Genomic DNA, 16,947 nt, shown 5'->3' with positions numbered 1-16,947 from the left:
AAAATGACTCTAACAGAACTCCGTTACATCGTAACCCTGGCCCAGGAACGCCACTTCGGCCGCGCCGCCGAGCACTGCTTCGTGTCCCAGCCGACCCTCTCGGTGGCGGTCAAGAAGCTGGAGGAAGAGCTGGGCGTGGCACTGTTCGAGCGTTCCAAGTCCACCGTACAGGTCACGCCGCTGGGCGAGAAGATCGTCGAGCAGGCCCAGCGCGTGCTGGAACAGAGCAGCGTGATCAAGGAGCTCGCCAGCGCCGGCCGCGACCAGCTGGCCAGCCCGTTGCGCATCGGTGCCATCTATACCGTCGGCCCCTACCTGTTTCCGCACCTGATCCCGGAGCTGACCCGCCGCGCGCCGCAGATGCCGCTCTACATCGAGGAAGGCTTCACCGGCGAGCTGCGGCGCAAGCTGCGCAGCGGCGAGCTGGACGCCATCATCGTCGCGCTGCCCTTCACCGAGACCGACGTGGTGACCAAGCCTCTCTACGAGGAGTCCTTCGACGTGCTGATGCCGGCCGACCACGCCTGGGCCGAGCGCGAGAGCATCGACAAGGAGGACCTGCTGCAGGAGCGCCTGCTGCTGCTCGGCGAGGGCCACTGCTTCCGCGACCAGATCCTCGAGGCCTGCCCGGCGATCAGCCACAAGCTCAACAGCCCCAACAACACCCTGACCGCCGAGGGCGGCTCGCTGGAAACGATCCGCCACATGGTCGCCTCGCGACTCGGCATCACCGTGCTGCCGCGCTCGGCGATCGGCACCGGCCACTACGAGAGCGGCCTGCTCACCAGCCGCCCCTTCACGCCCCCCGGCCCCGGACGCACCGTGGCCATCGCCTGGCGGGCCAGCTTCCCGAGGCCCCAGGCCATCGACGCGGTGACCGAGGCCATCGCCCACTGCCGCGCGGCCACGACCGAGCCGGCATGAGCGGCCTCGACGCCCCCGTCACGGACCTCAAGGGCGTCGGCGAGGCGCTGGCCCAGAAGCTGGGCCGCCTGCGCATCGATGCCGTCGCCGACCTGCTGTTCCACCTGCCGCTGCGCTACCAGGATCGCACCCGCATCACCCCCGTCGCCGGCCTCCGCTCCGGCGACGAGGCCGTGGTCGAGGGCGAGGTGATGGCCGCCGACGTGGTGCGCGGCCGGCGCCGCAGCCTGCTGGTGCGGCTGCGCGACGGCTCCGGCATCCTCAGCCTGCGCTTCTTCCACTTCTCGCCGGCCCAGCAGCAGCAGTTCTGCCCCGGCGCCCGGGTGCGCGCCTTCGGCGAGGCCCGGGCCGGTGCCACCGGACTCGAGATCTACCACCCGGAGTACCGCCTGATCGGCGAGGGCGCACCGGCGGTGGAGGATCACCTCACGCCCATCTACCCGACCACCGAGGGGCTGCACCAGACGCGCCTGCGGGCGCTGATCGACCAGGCCCTGGCCCGGCTCGCGCAGGCCCCCGAGGCGCTGCCGGAATGGCTGCCGGAGTCGCTGCGCCACCAGTACGCCCTGCCCGAGCTGCACGACTGCCTGCGCGAGCTGCACCATCCGCCGCCGGATGCCGACCCGGACGCGCTGGCCGAGGGCCGCCACCCGGCCGCGCGCCGGCTGGCCCTGGAGGAACTGCTGGCCCACCGGCTGAGCCTGCGCGAGGTACGCCTGCGCATCCAGGAGGACGGCGCGCCGGCGCTGTCCGACGGCCGCGGCCTGCAGGCCCGCTTCCTGACCCAGCTGCCCTTCTCGCTGACCGGCGCCCAGCGCCGGGTGCTCGACGAGATCCGCGCCGACCTGGCCGAGGAGCGGCCCATGCTGCGCCTGGTGCAGGGCGATGTGGGCTCGGGCAAGACCGTGGTCGCCGCCATGGCGGCGCTGTCCGCCATCGCCGGCGGCTGCCAGGCGGCCATGATGGCGCCCACCGAGATCCTCGCCGAGCAGCACTACCGGGCCTTCAAGGCCTGGTTCGAGCCGCTCGGCATCGAGGTGGCCTGGCTGGCTGGCAAGCTCAAGGGCAAGAACCGGCTCGACGCCAAGGCGGCGATCCACGACGGCCGGGCGCAGATGGTGGTCGGCACCCACGCGCTGTTCCAGGGCGACGTCCACTTCCATCGCCTGGGCCTGGCGATCATCGACGAGCAGCACCGCTTCGGCGTCCACCAGCGCCTGGCGCTGCGCGAGAAGGGCGAGGCCGGCGGCCTGACGCCCCACCAGATGGTGATGACCGCCACGCCGATCCCGCGCACCCTGGCGATGAGCGCCTACGCCGACCTGGACGTCTCGGTGATCGACGAGCTGCCGCCCGGGCGCACCCCGGTGAAGACCGTGGTGGTACCCGACGAGCGCCGCCCCGAGGTGGTCGAGCGCATCCGCCACGCCTGCGCCGAGGGCCGCCAGGCCTACTGGGTCTGCACCCTGATCGAGGAGTCCGAGGCGCTGCAGTGCCAGGCCGCCGAGGCCAGCCGCGACGAGCTGGTGGCGGCGCTGCCTGAGCTCTCGATCGGCCTGGTCCACGGCCGCATGAAGGCCGCCGAGAAGGCCGAGGTGATGGCGGCCTTCAAGGCCGGCGAGCTGGACCTGCTGGTGGCCACCACGGTGATCGAGGTCGGCGTCGACGTGCCCAACGCCAGCCTGATGATCATCGAGAACCCGGAGCGACTGGGCCTCTCCCAGCTGCACCAGCTGCGCGGCCGGGTCGGCCGCGGCGCCACCGCGAGCTTCTGCGTGCTGCTCTATCATCCGCCGCTGTCGGACCACTCGCGCAAGCGACTGACGGTGATGCGCGAGACCACCGACGGCTTCCGCATCGCCGAGCAGGACCTGGAGATCCGCGGCCCCGGCGAGGTGCTGGGCACTCGCCAGACCGGCCTGGCGCAGATGAAGATCGCCGATCTGGAGCGCGACGCCGACCTGCTGCCGCGCATCTCGCCGCTGGCCGAGGCGCTGCTGGCCGAGCACCCCGAGGCCAGCCGGCCGCTGATCCGCCGCTGGCTGGGCGAGGAAGCCGGCCGCTACGGGCAGGTCTGAAAGCTGAAAGTCGGCAGCGTGAAACCGTTCGCCGCAAAAGAAAACCCCGAAGGTGGAAGCCTTCGGGGTTTTCTTGTAGCTCGGCGCTTGTAGCTCGGCGCTTGTAGCTCGGCGCTTGTAGCTCGGCGCTTGTAGCTCGGCGCTTGTAGCTCGGCGCTACAGGTGCTTCAGCAGTCCCTGCAGGCGGTCGAGGTCCCTGGCATCACCGACCAGCCGCACGCGGCCGGCCATCATGCCGTCGAGGAAGGCCTTCTGGGTGGGCTTGCGGAGCACCCGGATCGCACTGTCCGCGTCCTCGAAACGCAGCTCCAGGTCGAGATCCACCGGCAGGCCGCTCCCGGTCTCGATGCCGCGAGGCGACATCCGATAGTGGCGGGCGATGGCGAGATCCTCGGTGCCGATGCCCCAGTCGAGGCGTTTCAGTTCACCCAGGCGCTCGCGGAAGGCGGGCTTGCGACGCAGCGCACGCTTGAGCAGCACGCCGAGCACCCACAGCATCAGGCGGAGCTTCATCGGGATACCGTTGGTCGGAAAGCGGAATGAGGAAGGATCGCGCGGCCCGAGCATCGGGCCGCGCCTCGCGCCTTACTTGGCGACGGCGTCCTTGAGGCCCTTGCCCGGCTTGAAGGCCACGGTCTTGCTGGCCGGAATGGTCAGGGACTCGCCGGTCTGGGGGTTCTTGCCGGTGCGGGCGGCACGCTCGCGCACGGTGAAGGTGCCGAAACCGATCAGCGACACGTCCTTGCCGTCGGACACGCTGCCGGTGATCTCGTCGAGAATGACGTTCAGCACCTGGCTGGCCTTGTCCTTGGAAAGATCGGCACGTTCGGCGATCGCCGCGGCGAGTTCGGGTTTGCGCATACAGCCCTCCTGGTTTGACATCCTGCCGATGATCCCATCGGCCGCATTGTTGTTCGCGGTGATTCATGCACCACTCGCATGCCGCCGACGGGGCGGCATGCGGATGACGCCGTGTGGCAACGCCGCTGCCAGACCCGGAATCCCGGGGGCGCCGTCGTTGACGTCACTAGCCTAGCAACGGCGGCGCAGCGCGCGCCAGTTCGACTTTCCGACGCACGCAGGCGCCTGTCAACGCAAATCCGATCAAACGTCCGTCTTCATCCTCGGCCAGGGCGCTCAGATCATGCCCCTCGCCCTCGATGCGCCAGCGGGCGGGAGAGGCGGCGGGAGGCAGCGCCACCACCGGCAGCAGCGGCGTCTTCACCAGCACCGGCCAGGGCCCGTAGCGCACCTCGGTGGGCGTGCCGGAAAGCGTCGCCGCCAGCGCCTTGGCGCCGGCCTGCAGCGGCTGGACGTACATGGCATTGACGCCGTCGACGCAGGCCACGTCGCCCAGCGCATGGATGCCGGGCGCCGAGGTCGCCAGATGGCGGTCGACGAGAATCCCGGCCGGCCCCACGGCGAGCCCGGCCGCCTCGGCCAGCGCGGTGCGCGGCCGCAGGCCGGTGGCCACCAGCACCAGGTCGGCCTCGAGGGCGGTGCCGTCGTCCAGGCCCAGCGCCACCCGCTCGCCCTCGGGCGAAAGCAGGTCGACCATGCGCCCGGTGTGCAGGGCGATGCCGGCCTCGACGAAGGCCTCGCCCAGCGCCCGCCCCAGCGGCTCGGGCAGCAGCCGCGGCAGCGGCGCCGACTCCGGGGCGATCAGCTCGACCGCATGACCGCCGGCGGCCAGGTCATTGGCGAACTCGCAGCCCACCAGGCCGATGCCGACCACGGCGACCCGCGCCGGGCGATCGAGCGCCGCCAGGGCGGCGTGGAAGGCACGGTAGTCGTCGAGATCGTTGACGGTATGGACCCGGCCGGCCAGCGCCTCGGGAATGGCGAAGGGCGGCGCCGGAGCCGCGCCGGTGGCCAGCACCAGCTCGCCCCAGGGCAGCCGCTCGGCGCCGAGGGTCAGGGTGCGCGCGGCCGGGTCGATGGCCTCGACCCGGGTGTGCGTGCGCATCGTCACACCGAGCTGGTCGGCCGCCTCCAGGGCGCTGCGCGAGGCCAGGCGATCCGGCGGCAGGCGCTTGGCGAAGCCGGTGGAGAGCAGCGGCTTGGAGTAGTCCTCGCCGCCGTCGGCGGTGATCAGGGTGATGGGGCGCTCGGACTGCCGGGTCCGGACCTGGCGCGCCAGGCCCAGCCCGGCCATGCCGGAGCCGATGATGGTCAGGGGTGCGCTCATGGGGCTCCTCGCTGCAGGGGCGCGACGGCCCGACATGGTACACTAGCCGCCCTTTGCATTGGACGCGGAGTAGCGCAGTGAATCACGGTCCGGCCCTCGCTCCCCGATGGCGCCCCCTGGCGGCGGCCCGCCCCGCCATGAGCCCGGCCTGGTGGCGTTGGGTCGCCTCCCGGGACTCGCTGACCCGTCGGCTGATCGAGGCCGGCGCGCCGCGCCGCTTCCGGGTCAGGCTGCTCGACCAGCGCCTGGGCCGGCCGCGGCGCGACGAGGCCCTGGCACTGGGCATGGCGCCGGGCCGCCTGGCCTGGCGGCGCGAGGTCGCGCTGTGCCTCGACGACCGGCCCTGGGTGATGGCGCGCTCGGTGGCCCCGCTTCACGGCCTCCGTGGCCAGCGGCTGGCGGGCCTCGGCGAGCGCTCGCTGGGCCACTGGCTGTTCCGCCAGCCCGGCCTCGAGCGCGGCCCCATCGAGGTCAGCGCCGACCCGGCCCCCTTCCACGACGCCCCCGGCCCCTGGGGCCGACGCTCGGTGCTGCGCCACGGCCGCTTCGCGGTGCTGGTCCAGGAGTTCTTCCTCGACGACATGGCGGATGACCTGGCCCTGCCGGCGCGATAGGCTCCCAGACATCGCCCGAAACCCGTGTCGTCCGATTCAACCGAGAGACCCACATGGAACGTTCCCTGATGCGCCCCAAGGGGCTGGCCCGGCTGCCCGACTTCCTGCATCTGACCCGCCTCGACCGCCCCATCGGCACCTGGCTGCTGATGTGGCCAACGCTGTGGGCGCTGTGGGCCGCGGCCGAGGGCGTTCCCGAGCGCCGGCTGCTGCTGATCTTCGTCGCCGGGGTCTACCTGATGCGGGCCGCGGGCTGCGTGGTCAACGACTACGCCGACCGCCACTTCGACGGCCACGTGAAGCGGACGAAGTCGCGTCCGCTGGCCACCGGACGCATCGGCGAAGGCGAGGCCAAGGCGCTGTTCGCCGGCCTGGTGCTGGCGGCCTTCGTGCTGGTGTGCTTCACCAACGCCTTCACCGTGATGCTGTCGGTGGGCGGCGTGATCCTGGCCTTCGTCTACCCCTTCATGAAGCGCTACACCCACCTGCCCCAGGTGGTGCTGGGGGCGGCCTTCTCGTGGGCCATTCCCATGGCCTTCGGCGCGGTGCTCGGCCATGTGCCGCTGGAGGCCTGGCTGCTGTTCGCCGCCAACGTGCTGTGGACCGTGGCCTACGACACCGAGTACGCCATGGTCGACCGCGACGACGACCTGCGCATCGGCATCAAGTCCACCGCGGTGCTGTTCGGCCGCGCCGACAAGCTGATCATCGGCCTTTTGCAGCTGGCCACGCTGGCCCTGCTGGCCTGGGCCGGCGAACGCCTCGGCCTGGGCGGCTTCTTCTGGGTCGGCCTGGCCGCCATGGCGGCGACCTTCGTCCACCAGCAGCGGCTGATCCGCCACCGCGATCGCGAGCGCTGCTTCCAGGCCTTCCTCAACAACCACTGGTCGGGGCTGCTGGCGTTCGCCGGCATCGCGCTGTCGCTGTGGCCGGGCGCCGGCGGGTGATGCCGGACGGGGTCGAACGACGGGGCTGAACGGGGGCGACAGGCGGGGACTGTCACGGTATTGTCACAAGGACATGCTGTCATCGTCACCAATATGTCATTGATCTCGACCATGAGGCCCCGGGATGACCGCCAAGACCGTACTGATCGTCGATGATGAAGCGCCCATCCGCGAGATGATCGCCGTGGCGCTGGAGATGGCCGACTATCGCGTCCTCGAGGCGGACAATGCCCAGAGCGCCCACGCCATGGTCGTCGATCACCAGCCCGACCTGGTGCTGCTGGACTGGATGATGCCCGGCACCAGCGGCGTCGAGCTCTCCCGCCGCCTGAAGCGCGAGGAAGGCACCTCGGAACTGCCGATCATCATGCTCACCGCCAAGGGCGAAGAGGACAACAAGATCCAGGGCCTCGAATCCGGGGCCGACGACTACATCACCAAGCCCTTCTCGCCCCGCGAGCTGGTGGCGCGCCTCAAGGCGGTGCTGCGCCGCGCCACGCCGCGCGGCGTCGAGGAGCCGGTGCAGGTCGAGGGTCTGATGCTCGACCCGGTCAGCCACCGGGTCAGCATCGACGGCCAGTCGCTGGAAATCGGCCCCACCGAGTACCGCCTGCTGCAATTCTTCATGACCCACCAGGAGCGCGCCTATACCCGCGGCCAGCTGCTCGATCAGGTCTGGGGCGGCAACGTCTACGTCGAGGAGCGCACCGTGGACGTGCACATCCGCCGCCTGCGCAAGGCGCTGGGCGAGCCGCACCAGCAGCTGATCCAGACCGTGCGCGGGACCGGCTACCGCTTCTCCGCCAAGGGCTGACGTGGGCCGGCTGTGGCGACGCGAATGGTGGCGGCTGGGTGCCCTGGTGGGCGCCGGCGCCCTGGTCGGCTGGCCCTTCGGCTTCAGCGGCACCGGCATCGCCGTGGGGCTCGCCCTCTATCTCTTCTACCAGCTGCGCCAGCTGCACGCCCTGCAGGAATGGCTGACCCATCATCCCCATGACGAGCCGCCCTCGGCCTCCGGCCTGTGGGGCGAGCTGTTCGATCGCCTCTACCGCTACCAGAAGGGCCAGCGCCTCACCCAGCGCCGGCTGCGCGACACCCTGAGCCGTATCCAGGAGTCCTCGGAGGCGATGCGCGACAGCGTGGTGATGCTCGACCGCCACGGCGACATGGAGTGGTGGAACAGCGCCGCCGAACGCATGCTGGGCCTCAAGCCGGCCCTGGACCGCGGCCAGCACATCACCAACCTGATGCGCGACCCGAGCTTCGTCGACTACTTCCACGCCCGGGACTATCGCGAGCCGCTGACGCTGTGCTCGCCGATCGACGAGAACCTCATCCTGCAGTTCCAGATCACCCTCTACGGCGACGACGAGCGCCTGGTGATGGCCCGCGACATCACCCGCCTGCACCGCCTGGAGCAGATGCGTCGCGACTTCGTGGCCAACGTGTCCCACGAGCTGCGCACCCCGCTCACCGTGCTGGCGGGCTACCTCGAGACCTACGGCGACATGGCCGAGATGCTGCCCGAGCGCCTGGGCCGAGGCATCGGCCAGATGCAGAGCCAGACCAAGCGCATGCAGAACCTGGTCAACGACCTGCTGCTGCTGTCGCGGCTGGAGAACGACCAGGGCGGCCACGACGACATCCGCATCGACCCCACCAGCCTGCTCGAGGCCGTGCGGCGCGACGCCGAGGCGCTGTCCGAGGGCCACCACCAGCTGGAGGTGGCGGTCGAGGAGCCCCGCGGCCTGCTCGGCTCGGAGAAGGAGCTGCACAGCACCGTTTCCAACCTGGCCTTCAATGCCGTGCGCTATGCCGGCGAGGGCAGCCGCATCGTGCTGCGCTGGCGCCCCTGGGGCGACGGCGCCTGCCTGGAGGTGGAGGACGACGGCGAGGGCATCGATCCGCTGCACATCCCGCGCCTGACCGAGCGCTTCTACCGGGTCGACAAGGGCCGCAGCACCGCCACCGGCGGCACCGGCCTGGGGCTGGCCATCGTCAAGCACGTGCTGCTGCGCCACGACGCCCAGCTGGAGATCGACTCCCGGCTCGGCGAGGGCGCCACCTTCCGCTGCATCTTCCCCGCCGCCCGCCTCACCGACGCCGCGCCGGCTTCGCGGCGCGCTTGATCCCGTCCCCGTACGCCACTCCGCCCGGCGCAGGCCGGGCGGAGGGATGTCACGTGATCACGACGCCTGCCCGGGGCGCGGGCATCAGCGCCTCGCCGGGGCAGCGTCGGGGGTCAGCGCCCGGTAGTGGTCTTCCCACATCAGCACCGCGCCGGCCACGGCACCGGGCAGCAGGAACAGGTTGGCCAGCGGCAGCCAGGTGATCAGCATCACCCAGCCGCCGTAGGTGAGCGTCGGCCAGCGGCGCGCGGCCAGCCGGCGGCGCATGTCGGCGAAGGTCACCTTGTTGTTGTCCATGGGATAGTCGAGGTAGGTGACCGCCATCATCCAGGCCGAGAACAGCAGCCACAGCAGCGGGGCGACCAGGTTGATCACCGGGATCCAGCCGATCACGAACAGCAGCGCCATGCGCGGCAGGATGTAGCCCAGCTTGACCAGTTCACGGCCCAGGGCATCGATGGCGGTGCGTGCCAGGCCGCGGTCGTCCAGCGGCGGCCGGCCGGTCACCTCGCGCTCGACCTTCTCGGCCAGCAGGCCGTAGAAGGGCGCGGCGATCAGCTGGGTCACCAGGGTGAAGCTGAAGAACACGATCAGCCCCAGGCTGAGCACGAACAGCGGCCAGATCAGCCACGACAGCCAGTCGAGCCAGCCCGGCACCATGGCCATCCAGCCGTCGAGCCAGCCGCCGAAGTGGGTCAGCACGTAGCTCAGCATGGCGGCGTAGACCACCAGGTTGGCCAGTATCGGCAGGAACACGTAGCGGCGCAGGCCGGGGGTGTAGACCAGGCGGGTTCCCCGGGACAGCGCCGAGAAGGCATCCAGCATCGGTGTCATTTCCTCCATCACGACGACGGCGGCCGTCGCCAGGGGCGACGGCCGCTTCTTTGACGGTAGCGGTCGAGCGGGGTTCAGCCCTCGTCGCCGCGCACCTCGTCGTCGAGATCATCCGGGGCCGTGTGGCGGATGTCGAGCCCCTTGACCAGATAGACCACGTATTCGGCCAGGTTGTTGGAGTGATCGCCGATCCGCTCCAGGGCGCGCAGGATCCACATGATGCCCAGAACCGGGGAGATCGCCCGGGCGTCTTCCATCATGAAGGTCATCAGCGAGCGCATGGCGCTCTTGTACTCGTTGTCGACCTGCTCGTCCTCCTGGACCACCTTGAGCGCCATCTCGGTGTCGAAGCGGGCAAAGGCGGTCAGAGCGTCGCGCATCATCTTGCGCACGTGCTCGCTGATCACGCGTACCTCGACGAAGCCGCGGCTGCCGTTCTGGCTCTCGACCAGCTCCAGGGCATTGCGGGCGATCTTGCTGGCCTCGTCGCCGATGCGCTCCAGGTCGGAGGCGGCGCGGATCACCGCCAGCACCAGGCGCAGGTCGGAGGCCGCCGGCTGACGGCGGGCCAGGATCTGGGTGCACTCGTCGTCGATCTTGATCTGCATGTCGTTGACGGCGCGATCGTTGTCGACCACTCGCTCGGCCAGGGCGGAATCGCTGTCGAGCAGGGCACGGACGGCGTCCTGTACCTGCTTCTCGACCAGACCGCCCATGGCCATCAGGTGGGTCTTGAGCTCCTCGAGCTCATGATTGAACTGCCGCGAGATGTGCTGGCTGTGGATATCGCTGGTGATGTCCATGAGACTCTCCTGAGGGCGCCGGCGTCAGGCCATGCGTCCGGTAATGTAGTTCTCGGTGCGCGCGAGGCGCGGATTGGTGAACAGGGTATCGGTGGGGGCGTACTCCACCAGTTCGCCGCCCTGCAGGAAGGCGGTGTAATCCGAGACCCGTGCCGCCTGCTGCATGTTGTGGGTGACCAGCACCAGGGTCAGGCTCGACTTCAGGTTGCGGATCAGCTCCTCGACCTTGAGCGTCGAGATCGGGTCCAGGGCCGAGGCCGGCTCGTCGAGCAGCAGCACCTCGGGCTCCACCGCCAGGGTCCGGGCGATCACCAGGCGCTGCTGCTGGCCGCCGGACAGCGCCCAGGCCGAGGCCTGGAGGCGATCCTTGACCTCCTCCCACAGCGCCGCCGAGCGCAGTGACCACTCGACGATGTCGTCGATACGCCGCTTGCGCAGCCCGCCCTGCAGCCGCAGCCCGAACGCCACGTTGTCGTAGATCGACATCGGGAAGGGGTTCGGCGCCTGGAACACCATGCCGACCCGCCGGCGCAGCTCGGCCACCGCCACTTCGGGAGCATGGATATCCTGGCCCTCGAGGCGAATCTCGCCCTCCCGCCGCACGTCCTCGTTGAGATCGTGCAGGCGGTTGAGGGCGCGCAGCAGGGTCGACTTGCCGCAGCCCGAGGGCCCGATGAAGGCGGTGACCCGATGACGCGGCACCCGCAGGCTGAGGTCGCGCAGCGCCGGCTTGTCGCCGTAGCGCAGCCCGAAGCCCGATATCTCCAGGCAGGAGGCCTCGGGCGCGAAATCGATGAAGGCTCCGTGCCGCGGAGCCGGGTCCTGATTGACCGGCATTACATACCCCTTGGCACCACGGCCGGCCTCAGAGACGCGAGAGGCTACCGTGGCGTGATCTCAGATGATGGCGCAGAAATATTGCAGTCAGGTTAAGCACCAGGATCACCAGTACCAGCAGCAGCGCCGTGGCATAGACCAGCGGCATCGCCGCCTGGACATCGTTGCTGTGGAAGGCGGTATCGAAGATGTGATAGCCCAGATGCATGAACTTCCTTTCAAGGTGAAGGAAGGGGAAGTCGCCGTCCAGCGGCACCTGGGGCGCGAGCTTGGCCACGCCGACCAGCATCAAGGGGGCCACCTCGCCGGCCGCCCGGGCCACCGCCAGGATCATCCCGGTGAGCATCGCCGGGGTGGCCATCGGCAGCACCACCCGGCTGAGCATCTCCAGGCGGGTGGCGCCCAGCGCCAGGGCGCCTTCGCGCTGGCGGTCGGGGATCCGCGCCAGCCCCTCCTCGGTGGCCACGATCACCACCGGCAGGGTCAGCAGCGCCAGGGTCAGCGAGGCCCACAGCAGCCCCCCGGTGCCGAAGGTCGGCGATGGCAGCGACTCTTCGAAGAACCACTGGTCGAGCCGCCCGCCGAGGCCGTAGACGAACACGCCCAGACCGAACACGCCGTAGACGATGGAGGGGACGCCGGCCAGGTTGCGCACGCCGATGCGCACCAGCCGAGTCAGGCGCCCCTGGTGGGCCACCTCGTTGAGATAGACCGCCGCCAGCACACCGAAAGGCGTGACCAGCAGCGACATCAGCATCACCATCAGGATGGTGCCGAAGATCGCCGGCCAGACCCCGCCCTCGACGTTGCCCGCCCGCGGTCCCTCGGAGAGGAAGCGCCACAGGCCCTTGCCCCAGTCGGCGAACTTGGCCACGGGGCTCATGGCGTTGGGCCATCGAGCACGCAGGATCTCCTCGACGGGCAGGCGAATGCGACGACCGTCGGCGCTCTCCATCACCACCAGATCGCCCACCATGCGATCGCGCAGGGCACGGATCCGCGCCTCGACGTCGCCCAGCACGCGGGTTGTCTCCGGCGTCTCGTCCCACTCGACCCGGGCCGCCAGCGGCAGCAGGGCCCGGTCGCGCAGCCGGGCGATCTCCTCACGCCATCGCACCTGCTCCGCCAGCCGGGTGCGCAGTGCCTGCCGCGCCGCCTCGCCCTGCAGGCGCTCGCCCTCGTCGGGCATCCAGGCCACCAGGCGGCCGATGAAATCCCCCCAACGACGGCGTTCCAGCACCATCAGCTCGCGGGGATAGGTCTCGGTCTCGATGTCGGCCACCGGCACCCAGGTCCAGATATCGCCGTTCAGGTCGCGGTTGCCGGTGCGGTAGAGGCGCTCCTCGCCCTCGGCGTCGGGCAACGGCGTCTGCCTCACCTCACGGCCGGCCAGGACCCGGCCGTCGGCCAGGGTCAGCTGGGCCACGTCGCTCGGCCAGAAATGCCCCAGCCCCCGCGAGGCCAGCAGCACCAGCAGCAGGGCCAGCAGCAGCAACGACAGCGAGATGCTGCCGGCGGCCAGCCAGGCCCAGGGGCCTTCGCCCCGGGGCAGGCGGGCTCGTCCCGGGCGTCGCCAGGCACGGATCATGGCGTGCCCCCCAGCCGGCGGTAGCGACGACGCAGGCGGGTGCGAACCACCTCGGCCAGGGTGTTGACCAGGAAGGTGAACACGAACAGCAGCAGCGCGGCCAGCAGCAGCAGGCGATAGTGGGTTCCGCCGGGCGCCGCCTCGGGCAGTTCGGTGGCGATGCTGGCGGCCATGGAGCGCAGGCCGTCCAGCGGGCTGGCGGTCATCAGCGGCGTGTTGCCGCTGGCGATCAGCACGATCATGGTCTCGCCCACGGCACGCCCGGCGCCGATCATCACCGCCGAGAACACGCCCGGCCCAGCCGCCGGCAGCACCACGCGCCACAGGGTCTGCCAGCGCGTCGCGCCCAGCGCCTGGGCGCCCTCGGCCAGGCTCTTCGGCACCCCGGAGAGGGCATCCTCGGCCAGGGCGTAGACGGTCGGCATCACCGCGAAGCCCATGGCCATGCCGACGATGATGGCGTTGCGGCTGGCGTAGTCGAGCCCCAGGTGGGCGGCGAGCCAGGTGCGCAGGTCGCCGCCGAACCACCAGCCCTCCAGCCAGGGCGCCAGCCCGTTCGCCAGGCCCCACAGCAGCAGCAGCCAGGGCAGCAGCCATAGCGCCGACCAGCCCAGCGGCAGGCGCTGGCGTACCCGGCCGGGCAGCCGGCTCCACAGGGCACCGCCCAGCACCAGGCCCGGCGGCAGCAGCAACAGCAGGGTCAGCCCCAGCCCCAGGTGGCGTTCCAGCCAGGGGGCCAGCACCAGGCCGGCGAGGAAGCCGATCACCACGCCGGGCAGGGCCTCGAGCAGCTCCAGGGTGGGCTTGATATGAGCGCGCAGCCGCCGCGACATGAACAGCGCCGAGTGCGCGGCCGCGCCCAGCGCCAGCGGTACGGCGATCACCAGCGACCAGGCCGCGGCCTCCAGGGTGCCCCAGGCCAGCGGCGCCAGGCTGAAGCGCGGCCCCGGCTCCCCCTCGGGCAGCGCCGGCTGCCAGCGATAGACGGGCTCGTCCAGGCCGGGATAGGGCTGGGGCAGCCACAGCGACGCGAGGCTCACCTCGGGCTCGCCCGGCGACGGCGACCAGAACAGCGGCAGGACCTCGACCGCCAGGAACACGCCGATGGCCATCACGGCGGCGATCACGCCGATGCCGCCGGCGGTGATCAAGGCCGTGGCCAAGCGGTCGCGGCCCTGGCGCAGGCGGCGTCGCAGCAGCGGTGATGAGGAAGAGTCGTGCATGAAGGCCGGCGAGTCGGTGGGTTAGCGCAAGGTTACGACATTGTCATGACAGTCGGGTGACACTGTCACGTCTCGTCGCGCGTGGGCTGCAGGATGCGTCGCTGGCGGGCCAGGCTCGCGGCCGGCAGCGACACGAAGCCCATCTCCTCGACGATGGCCTGGCCCTCGACCGAGAGCACCAGTTCGAGGAAGGTCCGCTCGGCGACGGGCAGCGCCTCGCCCGGCGGCTGATTGACGTAGATCCTCAGGTCCCGGGCCAGCGGATAGTCGTCGCGACGCACCGCCAGAGGCGTGGGCTCGTGCAGGCGGCCCTCGGGGTCCCGCAGGGCCAGCGCGCGCACGCCGGGCGTGAGGTGATTGAGGCCGGCGTAGCCGATGGCCAGGGGATCGTCGGCCACCGCCTCGACCACCGCGGCCGACCCCGGATGTTCGTTGACCTCGGGGCGGAAGCTGCCGTCGCACAGGCCCTCGCGACGGAACAGTCCGTGGGTACCGGATACCGCATTGCGACCGTGCAGCACGATGGGCCCCGACGGGAAATCGAGCCCCAGCGCCTGCCACTGGTGAATGCCTCGCTCGGCCCCGCAGTAGTGAGTCTCGGAGAAGATGGCATCGAACTCGCGGCGCGCCAGGCTCGACAGCGGGTTATGACGATTCACCACGACCACCAGCGCATCCCGCGCCACCACGATCTCCCGCGGCGGATAGCCATGACGATCAACGAAGGCCTGGCGCTCTTCCTCGCTCATCGGGCGCGACATGGGCCCCAGCAGGGTGGTGCCGGCGGCCAGCGCCGGCGGGGCGCTGGCCGAGCCGGCCACCTGGAGCTGAACGCGCAGCCCCGGGTAGTGCTCGCTGAGCAGTTCGCCCCAGCGCAGGATCAGCCCCGCCATGGTGTCGGAGCCGACGGTATCGAGGGTGCCGACATGGTGTTCGGCCGAGGCCGGCGCGCTCCAGAGCCCGACGAGGACCAGCAGCCAGGCCGGCAGGCAGCGACGAAGGACCGCTATCATGAAGTTTCTCCCGCTCATACGGATCGGGCGCGACCCTCGTCCCCACAGGGTAGAGTGGCCACGCCCTCGACGTTTATCATGTTTCGCTGATCCCTAGCCGGTGACGATCGCTCCGTCGATCCCCCACCGTGACGCCCACACAACAACAAGCCAGGCGAACCGATGCCATGAGCGAACTCGACGACATTCCGGCCCCCCGCGGCCATCTGACTCTCAAGCTGGTCGCCCGCCGCCAGGACACCAACTTCCATGGCGACATCGCCGCCGGCTGGCTGGTCGGCCATATGGAGCAGGCCGCCGAAATCGCCGCCGGCCGCGAAGCCGGAGGGCGTACCGCCACCGTGGCCATCGAGGCCATGGATTTCCTGTGCCCGGTGCGAGTCGGCTCGATGGTCAACATTTTCACCGATGTGCGCGAGATCGGCCACAGCTCGATCGCGATCGACGTCGAAGTCTGGAGCCGCTCGCCCCACGAGCGCGACCCCGACGAGCTGCACAAGGTCACCGAGGCGCGCTTCGTGACGGTGGCGCTGGACGACAACGGCCGCATCCGCGCGGTGCGTCAGGGCGGCTGAGCCGCCCCGAGTCGCCTCAACCGACCAGCGCCTCCCGCGACTTCAGGTAGTCGAACTCGCCGATGCCGGTGAAGGCGCTGACCCGCTGCTGGAAGTCGCGATAGGCCTCGAAGATCCGCTTCGAGGCCTCGTCGTTCTCGACCTGCCGCTGGATGACCTGCCCGGACGACTCGTGCAGCGCCGCCATGACGTCGTCGGGGAAGCGGCGCAGCTTGACGCCGTGATCGTCGACCAGGGTCCGCAGCGCCTCGGCATTGCGGAAGGCGAACTCGCTGAGCATCGCCAGATTGGAGGCCCGGCAGGCCTCGGTGACCACCGCCTTGAGATCGTCCGGCAGGGCGTTCCAGGCCTCCAGGTTGACCGTGCCCTCGAGGATCGCGCTGGGCTCGTTCCAGGCCGAGGTATAGTAGTAGTCGGCCACCTGATGCAGGCCGAAGGCCAGGTCGTTGTAGGGGCCGACCCAGTCCGCGGCGTCGAGCACGCCGGTCTCCATGGAGGTGAAGATCTCGCTGCCCGGAATCGTCAGGGTGGTCACCCCGATGCCGTTCATGGCCTCGCCGGCCAGGCCCGGCAGGCGCAGCTTGAGGCCCTGCATGTCGTCCAGAGAGTGGATCTCCTTCTTGAACCAGCCGGCCATCTGGGTACCGGTGTTGCCCACCGCGAAGGGCTTGAGGTTGTGCTCGGCGTAGAGCTCGTCCCACAGCGCCTGACCGCCGCCGTAGTAGAGCCAGGCGTTGGTCTCGGTGGCGGTCATGCCGAACGGCACGGCGGTGAAGAACTGCGCCGCGGCGACCTTGCCGCGCCAGTAGTAGGAGGCGGAGTGGCCCATCTCGGCGGTGCCGGCCGAGACCGCGTCGAACACTTCCAGGGCCGGCACCAGCTCGCCGGCGCCGTGGACCTTCACCCGCATGCGTCCACCGGACATGCGCTCGATGCGCTCGGCCAGGTCGTTGGCACCAGTGCCCAGGGCCGGGAAGTTCTTGGGCCAGGAGGTCACCATGTTCCAGGTGATGGTCTCCTGGGCGCTGGCGGTGCTGACGAAGGGGGCGGCGACGGCACCGGCGGTGCCGGCCCCCAGGGTCTTGAGGCTGGTCTTGAGAAAGTTGCGACGCTCCATGGGGAGGGCGGCTCCTTGCTGTTCTTTTCGTATCGCATGCCGAGGCATGTCAGTGTCCGCCGGGCAGTATCGCGAAA

General features: G+C 70.3%; 17 protein-coding genes. 7 read left to right on the top strand and 10 right to left on the bottom strand.

The window, feature by feature from the left end:
• Window positions 1-3 precede the first annotated feature (3 nt).
• Both CVH10_RS06500 and recG read left to right on the top strand, forming a co-directional pair.
• Window positions 4-924 (top strand): hydrogen peroxide-inducible genes activator, encoded by a 921-nt coding sequence (locus CVH10_RS06500; protein WP_106488149.1) that lies wholly within the window; start codon window positions 4-6, stop codon window positions 922-924.
• Window positions 921-3,002 carry an ATP-dependent DNA helicase RecG gene (recG, locus tag CVH10_RS06495; RefSeq protein WP_106488148.1) on the top strand — a complete coding sequence of 694 codons (2,082 nt, stop codon included), beginning with the start codon at window positions 921-923 and terminating at the stop codon, window positions 3,000-3,002. The genes CVH10_RS06500 and recG overlap by 4 nt, the downstream gene beginning before the upstream one ends.
• Window positions 3,003-3,158: 156 nt before the next feature.
• Here the strand turns inward: recG and CVH10_RS06490 are convergent, their stop codons facing one another.
• From CVH10_RS06490 to CVH10_RS06480, 3 genes are all read right to left on the bottom strand, one after another.
• On the bottom strand, window positions 3,159-3,515 hold the full coding sequence (locus tag CVH10_RS06490) for a hypothetical protein (RefSeq protein ID WP_035594659.1): 357 nt from the start codon (window positions 3,513-3,515) through the stop codon (window positions 3,159-3,161).
• Window positions 3,516-3,587: 72 nt separating this feature from the next.
• Window positions 3,588-3,863, bottom strand: coding sequence for an HU family DNA-binding protein (locus CVH10_RS06485; RefSeq protein WP_016855929.1), 276 nt, complete (start codon window positions 3,861-3,863; stop codon window positions 3,588-3,590).
• A 166-nt stretch (window positions 3,864-4,029) separates the two neighbouring features.
• A complete protein-coding gene (locus CVH10_RS06480) occupies window positions 4,030-5,190 on the bottom strand; it encodes an FAD-dependent oxidoreductase (RefSeq protein ID WP_106488147.1) in 1,161 nt (386 codons plus the stop codon).
• Between the two features lie 137 nt (window positions 5,191-5,327).
• Here CVH10_RS06480 and CVH10_RS06475 point away from each other — a divergent pair, with 137 nt between their 5' ends.
• From CVH10_RS06475 to phoR, 4 genes are all read left to right on the top strand, one after another.
• Window positions 5,328-5,804, top strand: a complete 477-nt coding sequence (locus CVH10_RS06475; RefSeq protein ID WP_081945801.1) for a chorismate lyase — start codon at window positions 5,328-5,330, stop codon at window positions 5,802-5,804.
• Window positions 5,805-5,857: 53 nt separating this feature from the next.
• On the top strand, window positions 5,858-6,751 hold the full coding sequence (gene ubiA / locus CVH10_RS06470) for a 4-hydroxybenzoate octaprenyltransferase (RefSeq protein WP_106488146.1): 894 nt from the start codon (window positions 5,858-5,860) through the stop codon (window positions 6,749-6,751).
• Window positions 6,752-6,875: 124 nt separating this feature from the next.
• Window positions 6,876-7,565, top strand: a complete 690-nt coding sequence (gene phoB / locus CVH10_RS06465; protein ID WP_106488145.1) for a phosphate regulon transcriptional regulator PhoB — start codon at window positions 6,876-6,878, stop codon at window positions 7,563-7,565.
• Window position 7,566: 1 nt separating this feature from the next.
• The gene (phoR, locus tag CVH10_RS06460; RefSeq protein WP_106488144.1) at window positions 7,567-8,880 is read left to right on the top strand and encodes a phosphate regulon sensor histidine kinase PhoR; all 1,314 of its coding nucleotides are present in this window, start codon (window positions 7,567-7,569) and stop codon (window positions 8,878-8,880) included.
• Window positions 8,881-8,964: 84 nt separating this feature from the next.
• On the opposite strand, the gene cysZ is transcribed toward phoR, so the two are convergent.
• The 6 genes from cysZ to CVH10_RS06430 all read right to left on the bottom strand — a co-directional run bounded on the left by cysZ (window position 8,965) and on the right by CVH10_RS06430 (window position 15,178).
• Window positions 8,965-9,705, bottom strand: coding sequence for a sulfate transporter CysZ (gene cysZ, locus CVH10_RS06455; protein ID WP_035594451.1), 741 nt, complete (start codon window positions 9,703-9,705; stop codon window positions 8,965-8,967).
• Window positions 9,706-9,788: 83 nt separating this feature from the next.
• Entirely contained in the window at window positions 9,789-10,517 is a 729-nt protein-coding gene (phoU, locus tag CVH10_RS06450; protein ID WP_035594454.1) for a phosphate signaling complex protein PhoU, read from the bottom strand.
• 24 nt (window positions 10,518-10,541) lie between these two features.
• Window positions 10,542-11,354: a phosphate ABC transporter ATP-binding protein PstB gene (gene pstB, locus CVH10_RS06445; protein WP_106488143.1), complete on the bottom strand. Its 813-nt coding sequence runs from the start codon at window positions 11,352-11,354 to the stop codon at window positions 10,542-10,544.
• A gap of 28 nt (window positions 11,355-11,382) precedes the next feature.
• Window positions 11,383-12,942, bottom strand: coding sequence for a phosphate ABC transporter permease PstA (gene pstA / locus CVH10_RS06440; RefSeq protein ID WP_106488142.1), 1,560 nt, complete (start codon window positions 12,940-12,942; stop codon window positions 11,383-11,385).
• Window positions 12,939-14,165 (bottom strand): ABC transporter permease subunit, encoded by a 1,227-nt coding sequence (locus CVH10_RS06435; RefSeq protein WP_035594457.1) that lies wholly within the window; start codon window positions 14,163-14,165, stop codon window positions 12,939-12,941. The genes pstA and CVH10_RS06435 overlap by 4 nt, the downstream gene beginning before the upstream one ends.
• A 65-nt stretch (window positions 14,166-14,230) precedes the next feature.
• Entirely contained in the window at window positions 14,231-15,178 is a 948-nt protein-coding gene (locus tag CVH10_RS06430; RefSeq protein ID WP_035594459.1) for a PstS family phosphate ABC transporter substrate-binding protein, read from the bottom strand.
• Between the two features lie 167 nt (window positions 15,179-15,345).
• Here CVH10_RS06430 and CVH10_RS06425 point away from each other — a divergent pair, with 167 nt between their 5' ends.
• Entirely contained in the window at window positions 15,346-15,753 is a 408-nt protein-coding gene (locus tag CVH10_RS06425; protein WP_106488141.1) for an acyl-CoA thioesterase, read from the top strand.
• Between the two features lie 16 nt (window positions 15,754-15,769).
• On the opposite strand, the gene CVH10_RS06420 is transcribed toward CVH10_RS06425, so the two are convergent.
• Window positions 15,770-16,870, bottom strand: a complete 1,101-nt coding sequence (locus tag CVH10_RS06420) for a TRAP transporter substrate-binding protein (protein ID WP_046078859.1) — start codon at window positions 16,868-16,870, stop codon at window positions 15,770-15,772.
• Window positions 16,871-16,947 lie beyond the last annotated feature (77 nt).

The organism is Halomonas sp. ND22Bw (assembly GCF_003011945.1).
In the GTDB taxonomy this organism is placed as follows: domain Bacteria; phylum Pseudomonadota; class Gammaproteobacteria; order Pseudomonadales; family Halomonadaceae; genus Halomonas; species Halomonas halophila.
The sequence above is the reverse complement of the archived record's forward strand: the minus strand, read 5'-3'. Positions and strand labels throughout refer to the sequence as shown.